At 41.8% G+C, this 11077-nt stretch carries 13 protein-coding genes; 7 read left to right on the top strand and 6 right to left on the bottom strand.

Translation table 11 applies throughout. The annotated features are described in order from the left end of the window. From CGZ90_RS21115 to CGZ90_RS19120, 3 genes are all read left to right on the top strand, one after another. Positions 1–461: MDR family NADP-dependent oxidoreductase (locus CGZ90_RS21115; protein WP_240515488.1), on the top strand; the 461-nt coding region annotated here is incomplete at its 5' end. A gap of 106 nt (positions 462–567) precedes the next feature. After that, a complete protein-coding gene (locus CGZ90_RS19125) occupies positions 568–1482 on the top strand; it encodes an EamA family transporter (RefSeq protein WP_094254104.1) in 915 nt (304 codons plus the stop codon). A gap of 149 nt (positions 1483–1631) precedes the next feature. After that, entirely contained in the window at positions 1632–1982 is a 351-nt protein-coding gene (locus CGZ90_RS19120) for a hypothetical protein (RefSeq protein ID WP_094254103.1), read from the top strand. 50 nt (positions 1983–2032) lie between these two features. Here CGZ90_RS19120 and CGZ90_RS19115 read toward each other — a convergent pair whose 3' ends face one another. Further along, complete coding sequence (locus CGZ90_RS19115) at positions 2033–2281, bottom strand: hypothetical protein (RefSeq protein ID WP_094254102.1); 249 nt, start codon at positions 2279–2281, stop codon at positions 2033–2035. A gap of 164 nt (positions 2282–2445) precedes the next feature. On the opposite strand from CGZ90_RS19115, the gene CGZ90_RS20855 reads away from it, so the two are divergent. The 3 genes from CGZ90_RS20855 (at position 2446) to CGZ90_RS19105 (ending at position 5110) form a co-directional block, all read left to right on the top strand. Beyond that, positions 2446–2868 carry a hypothetical protein gene (locus CGZ90_RS20855; RefSeq protein WP_165766923.1) on the top strand — a complete coding sequence of 141 codons (423 nt, stop codon included), beginning with the start codon at positions 2446–2448 and terminating at the stop codon, positions 2866–2868. Then, entirely contained in the window at positions 2865–4217 is a 1353-nt protein-coding gene (locus CGZ90_RS19110) for an anti-sigma factor domain-containing protein (protein ID WP_165766922.1), read from the top strand. Before CGZ90_RS20855 ends, CGZ90_RS19110 begins: the two co-directional genes overlap by 4 nt. A 110-nt stretch (positions 4218–4327) precedes the next feature. After that, entirely contained in the window at positions 4328–5110 is a 783-nt protein-coding gene (locus CGZ90_RS19105; protein ID WP_094254100.1) for an ion channel, read from the top strand. Between the two features lie 48 nt (positions 5111–5158). Here CGZ90_RS19105 and CGZ90_RS19100 read toward each other — a convergent pair whose 3' ends face one another. From CGZ90_RS19100 to CGZ90_RS19090, 3 genes are all read right to left on the bottom strand, one after another. Beyond that, positions 5159–5563 (bottom strand): YugN-like family protein, encoded by a 405-nt coding sequence (locus CGZ90_RS19100; protein ID WP_094254099.1) that lies wholly within the window; start codon positions 5561–5563, stop codon positions 5159–5161. 97 nt (positions 5564–5660) lie between these two features. Next, positions 5661–7016 carry a glucose-6-phosphate isomerase gene (locus CGZ90_RS19095; protein ID WP_094254098.1) on the bottom strand — a complete coding sequence of 452 codons (1356 nt, stop codon included), beginning with the start codon at positions 7014–7016 and terminating at the stop codon, positions 5661–5663. A gap of 395 nt (positions 7017–7411) precedes the next feature. Beyond that, positions 7412–8575 (bottom strand): iron-containing alcohol dehydrogenase, encoded by a 1164-nt coding sequence (locus CGZ90_RS19090; protein WP_094254097.1) that lies wholly within the window; start codon positions 8573–8575, stop codon positions 7412–7414. Positions 8576–8804: 229 nt separating this feature from the next. On the opposite strand from CGZ90_RS19090, the gene CGZ90_RS19085 reads away from it, so the two are divergent. Further along, positions 8805–9041, top strand: a complete 237-nt coding sequence (locus CGZ90_RS19085; RefSeq protein WP_094254096.1) for a DUF378 domain-containing protein — start codon at positions 8805–8807, stop codon at positions 9039–9041. A gap of 48 nt (positions 9042–9089) precedes the next feature. On the opposite strand, the gene yugI is transcribed toward CGZ90_RS19085, so the two are convergent. Then, positions 9090–9500: a S1 domain-containing post-transcriptional regulator GSP13 gene (gene yugI, locus CGZ90_RS19080; protein ID WP_094254095.1), complete on the bottom strand. Its 411-nt coding sequence runs from the start codon at positions 9498–9500 to the stop codon at positions 9090–9092. A 73-nt stretch (positions 9501–9573) separates the two neighbouring features. Further along, a partial coding sequence (asnB, locus tag CGZ90_RS19075; RefSeq protein WP_106408329.1) for an asparagine synthase (glutamine-hydrolyzing) occupies positions 9574–11077 on the bottom strand: 1504 nt, incomplete at its 5' end.

Genomic DNA, 11077 nt, shown 5'->3' with positions numbered 1-11077 from the left:
TGAAGGAAGAGCTCGGGTTTGATGAGGTAATCAACTATAAAACTGATGATTTGCAGCAGTCGTTGAAAAAAGCCTGTCCGGAAGGCGTGGATGTGTATTTTGACAATGTCGGAGGCGAAATTTCAGATGCGGTTCTTTCATTGATCAATCAAGGTGCCAGAATTCCGCTTTGCGGCCAAATTTCTTTGTACAACCTTGAAAAACAGGATACCGGTCCCCGAATTCAAGGACAGCTTCTCATTAACTCTGCTCTTATGAAAGGCTTTATCGTCAGTGACTATGCCTCCGGCTTCGAGCAGGGAGCGGATGAGATGGCGAAATGGCTGAGAGAAGGAAAGTTAAAATACAAAGAGAGCATTATTGAAGGATTTGAGAATACAGTCGATGCTTTTATCGGACTCTTTAAAGGAGAAAACATCGGCAAGCAGCTCGTAAAAGTAGCTGACCCTGAAATGATTTAACGTGAAGAAGAGTTTACATTGCGTAAGCTCTTTTTTTTGCGTAAAATCCTTTGTGTTCCTGTAGAATAAGGGACAGAAACAATGTCAGCAATTTAGGACGGTGCATATGGCAATCAGACATGCTTATTTCTCTATAATTATCAGTGCTGCTTTATGGGGTACCATAGGGTTTTATGTAAACTACTTAAGAGATGCAGGTTTCACAGCTCTTCAGGTAGTTTGGCTGAGGGCTGCTGCGGCCGTTGTTTTTTTCTTCATCTACGCTTTATTTCAAAAACCCTCACCTTTATTCGTTCGCTTAAAGGATATGAAGTATTTTCTTGGCACCGGGATACTGAGCATCACACTCTTTAACTGGTGCTACTTCACTGCGATTCAGGAAACGTCTTTGTCGGTTGCTGCTGTGCTCCTTTACACGGCACCTGTTTTTGTGATTATATTGTCCCGTTTTGTCTTTAAAAGCCCGCTGACAGCTAGAAAGCTTATCTCTCTGCTGCTTACCGCTGCTGGATGCCTTTTTGTATCAGGCTTGCTTTCTGATTCTTCTTCTTCCGTTACGGTGTTCGGAATCATCACTGGTCTAGGAGCAGGATTCGGCTACGCTCTTTACTCTATATTCGGAAAGCTTGCTGCCGCTTTCTATTCATCATTAACTATAAGCTTTTACACATTTCTCGTAACAGCCGCGGCCCTTCTACCCTTTGTGCAGCTTAAGAGTGCTTTAGCTTTGCTGATTCATCCTGAAACACTTCTTATGGCTGCAGGGCTTGGACTGTTCCCGACCGTCATCGCATATTATCTGTATACAAATGGATTAAAAGCAGCAGACGCGGGAACGGCATCCATCCTATCTACTGTTGAACCTGCTGTAGCAGCTTTGATGGGAATCCTCTTTTATGAAGAGTCTCTTACATTCATTCAGTACGCTGGAATCATTCTCATTTTCTCGGCGGTTATTCTTCTAAGAGAAAAAAAGACTGCACTTTCTGAAATAAGCAGCACATCCGGAACACATTCCTAATGAAAACGAGCAACCGCCTTATTGCCGGTTGCTCGTTTTATTATGATTAAATTATGAAAAGTTCACGATTCTCATTTTCTTCATATGGGAATAGTTTTGTACAAGCTCTGAATATATATAATACGAAACAGTATTAGGAGGCGATCATAATGATATTTCTGCTTGCGGGGCTTGCCCTCTATGCGGTGTACTATATGACCAAGAAGTGCAGACGATCCGTACAATACAGCTTATGGGGAGCTTCTTTCATCAGTATAGTATATTTTATTGTTATGCTGACTATTAAATCAGGTACAAGTGCTTATGCATTCTGGCTGCAATCAGCGGTTCTCTTTTTTGGTCTTATTTTAATTGCAGCGATTCTTTTCTTCATATTTAATAACTATGAGTTATTGAATCTGAAATGGAGGATTCCACTAATAGGGTTAGCTGCTGTGCTTTTTGTGGCCGCCCTTTTCCTCGTCCACACTGCCATCCCCATCTTTTTGTACACTCCGTAAAAAAGACACGTTACAAGGAGTGAGAATTCAGCACTCCTTTTCTGCAGCATTCATTTTTCGTTTTCCATTGTCAGCAGCTCAATGACTTCTCGTACAATAGCGGCTACCTTTTTATTGATCAGCTGTTCTCCGTGTTTTTTCTTCGCCTTTTTTATCAATTCTATCAAGTCTTCATCAAATTGAATCAGATCAACATCCTCTTCTGCTTCGTTATAAAGGTCTATCATGGCATCCAGGCCTTCCTGCATCTTGTCTATCGCATCACTATATGCCTGACGGTCCCGTTTATTATATTTCATATCTATCACCCATTATCAGCTTATCCAAATCTATTGTTTAACAATCAAATTCATGACTATATAACCTGTCCACAAGGTTTACGTTGTTTTATAATAATCTGGTTAATATTTTCTTTAGAATAATATTTTTACATAACATTATTTTCTAAGAGGAGGATAGAATCATGACATGGCTCAAGCGGACAGCATCGGAAGAAAGCCAGGTATACCCTGAACCGGCTGCCACCCCCCGCAATATCAGCCTGCTCAAACACCAAAAACAACCAGCTTTTACAAACGTTTATGAGGAAATTCAGCATCTGACGCATAAGCTTTTGAAATATGGCATCAATTACGATTTGGTTGTAAAGAAAACTCCTTCGCGGCGTAATAACATTAAGCTGGCTGCAGCCATTGCACGTTTTATTGCGCGATCGGATAAAGATTGTGAACAATTTATAATGCACGGCTTGAGCAGCGGCAGTTCTCAAACAAAGCGTTTTGCTGCCAGACACAAGCCATACATTATCGCGCTCATCATTATTCAAAAAGATGGGTGCCAACATTTAATGGAATATTTTCCGAAGCAGGAGGGCATTTTCTCGTGAGCAAAGCGATTATTGTAGAACTAAATAAAAAGCACGCCATTGTGCTCGCTGAAGGCGGTTCGTTTATAAAAGTGCCGCGAAAGAGCAGTTATAAAACCATCGGTCAAGAGATTGATGCTTCAGGAATGATACAACAGAAGCTGCGCGGTTTTTCCTTTTTAAACTGGAAAACAAGTCTGGCTGCAGCTGCGGCAGCACTGATGTTATTCTTTCAATTCTTCTACCCTTTTACGGGTCAAGAAGTATACGCATCTGTTTCTATGGAAATGGAACCTAGTATAGAAATCGAGATTAATAAAGATTTAAATGTCGTGGATATCCAGACATATAACGAGCAAGGAGAAGATGTGCTGAAATCCATAGACAACTGGCGCGGGCAGCCGATTACCGCTGTCACTAAAAAAATATTTAAGCTTAGCAGCGCCAAAGGCTTTATCAAGCCGCATCAGGAGGTTCTCATCGCAACCACCATCACAGAAGATATCAGCACAAAAGAAGAAACAGCTATTAAAAAACATGTAAGCACTCTAATGCAAAAAGAAGCAAAAAAGCAAAACCTAGAAATGACTTCTGTCGTACTTTCCAAAAAAGAAAAGATGAAGGCTGCGGAGTACGGCATTTCTCCTGGCCAGTATGCAATTCTCGCTGCCGCTAAACAAAAAGGTCATCATATGACGGCAAACGAAGTAAAAAACAAATCTATCCGTAAAATTTCAGAAGAAGTCGGTCCTGTTAAAAATCTTTTTGAAGACAGCGAACTGCCTGTTTCAAAAAGAATAGAAAATAAACAATCAGGAGCAATCGGTACAAATGAAGGCAGCAAAGGAAAATTAAGTAGTGCTGATTCCAATTTGCCTGCAAAAGAAGAAATTAAGAAGCCTTCTGCTTTGAGAAAAAACAATTTACAGAAAAAAACAAAAGAAGAAACAGGCACGCAGATAATAAAGAAGCAAGAAACAGAAACTGCGGCTGAAAAAAAAGACAAAGAAAATGCTAAGGTCAAGGAAAGCATTAAAACAACAGCATCTAAAAAAGAAGTGCGAACTGAAAAAGAAATTCGAAACTTTGAACAAGAAGTAGCGTTTTCTCCAAACGAAAAAGCTGAAAATAACGAGCCAAAGAAACAAAACGACAAAAAAGAAGCAGATACTGAAAAGAAATCGGTCCGCTCTCTTCCAATAGCTGAAACTGCAGCTGCGATTGAAGAAATTAAGGCACCTCCCTCTTCTGTTCTTATGATTGAAATAACGGTGAATACTGAAACTGAGGAGTTAATTCTGAGTGTTGAGGCAGCAACGAATGTGGAAACAGGTGAAGTTAAACTATTTGTAGAAGAGGATGCAGCATAATACTAATACCCGCATGACGGATGGACCGTCTATGCGGGTATTTTTTGCTTGTTTTAACATCACGTCTATACCCGTTCGAAAGTGGAAATAGTAATAACAGGGAGGTGGCCATGATTCGAAAGTTTTATACATTGTATTTGCGCCTTCCTATGCTTGCAAGGCTGCTCGTGATAATCTTCATAATCATAACGATGGGTGCGGCGGCAGCCAGAGTTGCTGAGCCTGAAACGTTTCCATCATATTTTGAAGCTTTCTATTGGACTGTCATTACTGTAGGAACCGTCGGGTATGGTGATTATGCTCCTGAATCAACAGCAGTCAGAATCCTAGCCATGCTGCTCGTGTTCTTTGGCGGCGCATTTTTGGCGTTTTTCACTGTCCATTTGGCTTCAGCGGTCGTAAAAAAACAGCAGGGTTTGCTGGAGGGTAAAATGAAGTTTATCGATAAAAATCATTGCATTATTGTAGGATGGAATGAACGTTCAAAAGAAACGATATCAAATTTAATGGAACAAGATCACGGCACGAACATTGTCATGATCGATTCAACGCTTAATCATAATCCGCTTTATCATGAAGGAATTCATTTTGTAAAAGGGTCTCCCGTTGTTGACAGCACATGGAAAGATGCTGGTATAAAAGAAGCAAAAACGATCCTTATCACGGCAGATCAAAGCCTTTCTGAGTCAGATGCAGATATGCAGACAATACTAAGCATTCTTGCAGCAAGAGGAATGAACCCTAGTATTAAGATTGCAGCAGAAATTCTTACATTAGAGCAGACAGCGAACAGCCGCCGTGCTGGTGCCGACATCTTAATTCAGACTTCAAGAATTACATCAGAAGCCATGACTTCTGTTCTGGGGTCCGGTACGATGGGCAACAATGATTAGCTGCGACAGCCGCACCAGCCCATCGTACCGGACCCCCTATAAATTTTCTTAAGTGAGGAGTTTGTTTTCAGCTTCCACAAGCACTCCCTTCGCGATTTTAACCCATTTGTGATCAATTGATGCATCAGGGTCTTGAGGCTCTGAAAACTGATTAAAGCTTCCGGATAAATTCCCGGCTCCGGCATTATCGTCCAATCCAACCTGATACTTATGTGCGAGAAGAAAAGGCTGATCAAATTGAACGACAGTGTTTTTTTGTTCGAGCTCACCGTCGACAACATGAAATGGCAGTCTTAAAAACGTATAGCCTACCTCATCATCCAGCTTATAATCGAAATATCCATGATCATATTCCCAGCCTCCGCCATAAGAAAACCCAAGATTTTTCAGCGTTTCTTCTGCTTCGTTTAGTGCGATCCATTCATTTTGCAGTTTGCTATTCAGCGGTTTCATGCAAATTGCCTCCTTTTTCCGAAGTTCTCTCTCTTATCGTAACCAATTAAAAAGAGCCTTACGCAATAACATGCGCAAAGCTCTTTTTAATGTTCACTTATGAATTTAAACGTTTCTCAAGCTCTTCTTTTTCCTTTTCGTATCCAGGCTTTCCTAGAAGAGCAAACATGTTTGCTTTGTATGCTTCAACTCCAGGCTGGTCGAACGGGTTAACGCCAAGAAGGTAGCCCGAAATGGCACATGCTTTCTCAAAGAAATAGACCATATATCCGAAGTGGTAAGGTGTCATTTCTGGAATGTTAACGATCAGGTTCGGCACTCCGCCGTCCGTGTGTGCAAGAAGTGTTCCTTCAAACGCTTTGTTGTTAACAAATTCCATTGACTTTCCAGCCAGGAAGTTTAGGCTGTCCAGGTTTGCTTCATCTTCCTCAATGAGAATCTCTTCACGTCCTTTTCCGACAAGGAGAACCGTTTCAAATAGGTCTCTTCGCCCTTCTTGGACATATTGCCCCATTGAGTGAAGGTCTGTTGTAAAATCAACTGCAGCCGGGAAAATTCCTTTCAGATCTTTTCCTTCGCTTTCGCCATAAAGCTGCTTCCACCACTCAGATACAAAGTGAAGTCCCGGCTCATAGTTCACCATAAGCTCGATCGTTTTTCCTTTATTGTAAAGAGCGTTTCTCACTGCAGCATATTGGTAAGCCGCATTTTCTGTTAATTCAGGCTTGCTGAAGTCCTCTGCAGCATCAGCAGCACCCTTCATCATGGACTCAATGTCCACACCGCTTACCGCGATAGGAAGCAGTCCGACTGCTGTCAATACTGAATAACGGCCTCCGACATCATCCGGGATGACGAACGTTTGGTAGCCTTCCTTGTCAGCCAGCGTTTTCAAAGCTCCACGTGCTTTGTCTGTTGTTGCATAAATGCGGCGACGTGCTTCTTCAGCACCGTATTTCTCTTCTAAGAACTTGCGGAAGATACGGAAAGCGATAGCCGGCTCTGTTGTTGTGCCTGATTTCGAGATAACGTTGACAGATACATCTTTTCCTTCCAATACTTCAAAAAGCTCTTTCACATACGTTGAAGAGATGTTCTGACCCGCGAAAAACACTTGCGGAGCCTTTCTTTTTCCGGAATCCAACAGGTTGTAAAAAGAATGGTTGAGCATTTCGATAGCCGCTCTTGCACCTAAGTAAGAACCGCCAATGCCGACAACGACCAATACTTCTGAATCAGATTTAATCTTTTCTGCTGCCGATAGAATCCGGTCGAATTCTTCACGGTCATAAGCTGACGGAAGATCAACCCAACCTAAATAATCGTTTCCTGCACCTGTTTTTTCATGAATGGCGTGATGTGCAGCCTTCACTGCATCAGATAAGTTCTTGATCTCATGCTCTCCAACAAAAGAAAGTGCCTTGCTGTAGTCAAACGTTAGCTTGTTAGTCATTTACGAACCTCCCAAGTTCATTTCTATCTTCACTTTATCGGATGAAGAATACCAAATCAAGAAAACCTCATTTTGAAAACGGTTACTTATTAATAGTTGTAATTTTCAATAAAATAAGGTTACTTTCTTAAACTATGTTGATATTAAAGAAATCAGAGAAGAAGTTGATCTCCGTTTCAGGCGCACGNNGATCAACTTTATCAATGAAGAAATCAAGATGATAAGCGAAATTAAAGAAAGAATGGAAGCATTCCTCATGGATCACGCGTTGAAGCTTTCAAAGCAATTCCCGTGAGCTTTCTTTCCTATGAATCAAACCGTTCAAAAACAACAATTTATTAGAAAAGAACCTAAATTAAAAAGAAAAAGTGCAATATGCACTTTTTCTAAATCCTTTATAATGAGCGCTTCAAGATTGTAAGCACGTCATCCTTTTTCTGCGATTTAAAGTTGCCGAACTCACCGCGTGCCATCGCTTTATCTGCAATCAGATCAAGTTTGCTGTCATCAATGTCATAATCGGCCAGGCGGTTAGGTGCTCCCAATGATGTCCAGAATGCTGAAAGACGGTCGATTCCTTCAAGAGCCACCTCTCTGTCATCTTTTCCTTCCTCACTGACGCCGAACACTCTGATAGCCAGCTGCTTAAAGCGTGAAACATCACCATCAACATTATGGCGCATCCAGTTAGGGAATAGAATAGCCAGCCCCCCTGCATGCGGGATGTCATAAACCGCAGAGACAGCATGCTCGATATTATGGCTTCCCCAGTCACCGCGTGACCCCATTGACAGAGTACCGTTCAAGGCGATCGTGCCATTATAAAGAATAGTTTCACGCAGTTCATAGTCCTCCAAGTTGTTTAGAAGCTCAGGCGCAGCTTCCATCACTGTCTTGAGAACTGATTCAGCAAAACGATCTTGCAGCGGAGTATTTTTTGCATGATGAAAATATTGTTCAAGCACATGCGACATCATATCCACGATGCCATAGATCGTATGATCCTTTGGCACGGAAAATGTATTGGCAGGATCCAAAATTGAAAACTTAGGAAATACAAGAGGGCTTCCCCAGCCGTATTTCTCTTGCGTTTCCCAGTTCGTGATTACCGAGCCAGAATTCATCTCAGATCCCGTTGCAGCAAGTGTCAAAATCGTGCCGAATGGAAGAGCTTCTTTAGGTTCCGCTTTTTTAAGGATGAGATCCCAAACATCTCCCTCATACACTGCACCTGCAGCGATTGCTTTCGTACAGTCAATAACGCTTCCTCCTCCGACAGCGAGGATAAAACTGACATTGTTCTCCCGGCAGAGCTGGATTCCTCTTTTTACTGTTGAAAGTCTCGGGTTTGGTTCCACGCCGGAAAGCTCCGCTACAGCAGCGCCCATTTTTTCGAGCTCACTTTTCACTGCATCATAAAGACCGTTTCTTTTGATGCTTCCACCGCCGTAAACGAGGAGAACATTCTTACCGTATGGCTTCATCTCACTTGCAAGCTGTGCGATTTGCCCCTTCCCGAATACAAGACGTGTCGGATTGTAATATGTAAAATTATCCATTGTAATCCCTCCATTAGGTTTATGAATGATATTATGAGACAGTTTATTTATGATGTAAAGAAATGCGCTCGGAATATACTTTCCATCACGGATAAATTTTATGTAAAAAAAATATAATTTTTGTACAACATATTAGTTTAATAATAGAAAATCATGGGAAAAGTATAAATGCAAACATAGTAAGAAAAGCTATTATTGTTTTCACAATTTTCTTAAGGAGGTTATTTTTGTGAGTGGATTACAGCGTTTCGCCTTGGCACTTGTCATCATCGGTGCAGTTAACTGGGGTTTAATCGGATTCTTTCAATTTGATCTAGTGGCGGCTATTTTTGGAGGTCAAGATTCAGCATTGGCGAGAATCGTATACGGCTTGGTTGGCCTTGCAGGTCTTTATTGCTTAACATTACTGTTTAAACCATCTGAAGAAGTTGCGCGTGAAGGTCGTCCTGAACATAATCGCGTTTAAGCTGAATAAAAAAGAGCATCCTTCAATGAAGGATGCTCTTTTTTTAAATTACTTCTTAAGACGCTTGTTCAGCTGTGCTTGACGGTCAGTTGATTCTTTCAACCAGTCTTTAAGCTTAGCTTCAAGAGTGTTGAAGCCTTTGCTGCTGTCTTGAGCTGCTGCAGCAGGTTTTTTGCTGCCGAAGTTCGGACGGCGCTCTTTCTTTGGAGCTGCAGCCGGAGCTTCTTGAGTCTGACGGATAGAAAGAGAGATCTTCTTGCTATCTTCGTCAATTGAAAGGATTTTTACTTGTACAACATCTCCCGTTTTAAGAACATCATTGATATCTTTAACAAATCCGTGAGAAACCTCAGAGATATGAACGAGTCCTTGTACTTGGTCATTTAAAGCGACGAATGCGCCAAATGGCTTGATGCCTGTAACTTTACCTTCAACAATACTGCCTACTTCAAAATTCATGAAAACACTCCTAACTATTTTTTAACCTGTTAAGTATAACATATCTTTTTAATAAAACAAAAGCCAAATAAAGCTACGATTGGTGAACAACGGCAGCTTTTTCAGAAGCAGCGTCCTGTTCTAACCATTCGTTTCCAAATGAGTACACATTTTCAATGTTGATCTGATGCCAAAGCATGAACATGAGCACTGTCCAAAGCTTCCTGCTGTAGTCGCCTTTACCTGCACAGTGATCTTCCAGCATTTGGACGACGATATCTTTATGAAGGTAGCGGTCCGTTGCGCTTACTTTAATAAGCTGTTTCGCCCATTCATATAACTCTTTCTTCAGCCAATGTCTGATCGGTACCGGGAATCCCAGCTTTCTGCGGTAAAGTACTGAGTCAGGCACAATGCCCCTCATCGACTCACGAAGTGCATATTTCGTTGTTCCGTTCGCAATCGTGATTTCTGGATCCAGGCTTGAAGCGACATTGAAAACTTCTTTATCTAAGAACGGCACCCTCAGCTCAAGTGAGTGAGCCATCGTCATTTTGTCTGCTTTAACAAGAATATCTCCCCTCATCCATGTATGAAGGTCAATATACTGCATTTTGTGAACATCGTGGAAACTCTTTGCATTTTCATAAAGCGGTCTTGTTACATTCTGATAGTTATGAACAGAACGGTAGTCTTTTAACAGCTTGCTTTTCTCTGTTTCAGAGAACATTTTGGCATTTCCAATGTAGCGTTCTTCAATGCTCATAGCCCCCCGTTCGAGGAAACTTTTTCCTTTAACTCCTTCTGGAAGGACGGATGCGATGGCAGCAAGTCCTTTTGATATTCCCTTTGGAAGGGCAGAAAGATGTCTGAGTGAGTGAGGCTCGTTGTAGATGTTATAGCCTCCGAAAAGTTCATCAGCACCTTCTCCAGATAAAACGACCGTTACATGCTTGCTCGCTTCTCTTGCTACAAAGTAAAGCGGGACGGCAGCCGGGTCTGCAACAGGATCATCCATGTGCCAGATGATCTTAGGAATCTCTCGCATGAAATCTTCTGGTGTCACGAGATAATGAATGTTCTCTACATTTAATGAAGCAGCAGTCTGAACAGCGACATCGATCTCACTGAAGCCTTCGCGCTCAAAACCGACCGTGAACGTTTTAAGTGATGGATGAAGCTCGCTTGCAAGCGCAACAATCGTGCTTGAATCAATCCCTCCCGATAGGAACGCACCGACAGGAACATCAGACCGCATGTGAATTTTCACAGAATCTCTCATCACGTCGCGGATCTGCTCTTTTGCTTGTTCAAGAGATTTTTTCACTGGTGTGAAGCTCGGCTTCCAATATGGCTTTATTTCCATCGGTCGGCCGGCTTTTTTTGTGAAATAATGTCCAGGCTCAAGTTTCTTAATGCCTGCAGTCATCGTATCAGGCTCAGGCACGAACTGATAAGTTAAATAATGGTGAAGAGCTTCCATGTTCACTTTCTGTTCGCTTTTTACATAAGTGATGCTTTTCTTTTCAGAAGCGCAGTATAAAGCTTCTTCATCTTCAAGGTAAAAGAACGGTTTGATCCCGAATGGATCTCTTGCC

The organism is Fictibacillus aquaticus (assembly GCF_002245695.1).
GTDB lineage: Bacteria > Bacillota > Bacilli > Bacillales > Fictibacillaceae > Fictibacillus > Fictibacillus aquaticus.
Note: the sequence above shows the minus strand (reverse complement) of the source record. Positions and strands in the feature narration are given on the sequence as shown.

What these genes read in the sequence shown, in the direction of transcription:
- CGZ90_RS19120 (WP_094254103.1), top strand. Translation starts at nt 1,632, where the DNA reads ATGATATTTCTGCTTGCGGGGCTTGCCCTCTATGCGGTGTACTATATG.
- CGZ90_RS19115 (WP_094254102.1), bottom strand. Translation starts at nt 2,281, where the DNA reads ATGAAATATAATAAACGGGACCGTCAGGCATATAGTGATGCGATAGAC.
- CGZ90_RS20855 (WP_165766923.1), top strand. Translation starts at nt 2,446, where the DNA reads ATGACATGGCTCAAGCGGACAGCATCGGAAGAAAGCCAGGTATACCCT.
- CGZ90_RS19095 (WP_094254098.1), bottom strand. Translation starts at nt 7,016, where the DNA reads ATGACTAACAAGCTAACGTTTGACTACAGCAAGGCACTTTCTTTTGTT.
- yugI (WP_094254095.1), bottom strand. Translation starts at nt 9,500, where the DNA reads ATGAATTTTGAAGTAGGCAGTATTGTTGAAGGTAAAGTTACAGGCATC.
- CGZ90_RS19100 (WP_094254099.1), bottom strand. Translation starts at nt 5,563, where the DNA reads ATGAAACCGCTGAATAGCAAACTGCAAAATGAATGGATCGCACTAAAC.
- CGZ90_RS19105 (WP_094254100.1), top strand. Translation starts at nt 4,328, where the DNA reads ATGATTCGAAAGTTTTATACATTGTATTTGCGCCTTCCTATGCTTGCA.
- CGZ90_RS19090 (WP_094254097.1), bottom strand. Translation starts at nt 8,575, where the DNA reads ATGGATAATTTTACATATTACAATCCGACACGTCTTGTATTCGGGAAG.
- CGZ90_RS19125 (WP_094254104.1), top strand. Translation starts at nt 568, where the DNA reads ATGGCAATCAGACATGCTTATTTCTCTATAATTATCAGTGCTGCTTTA.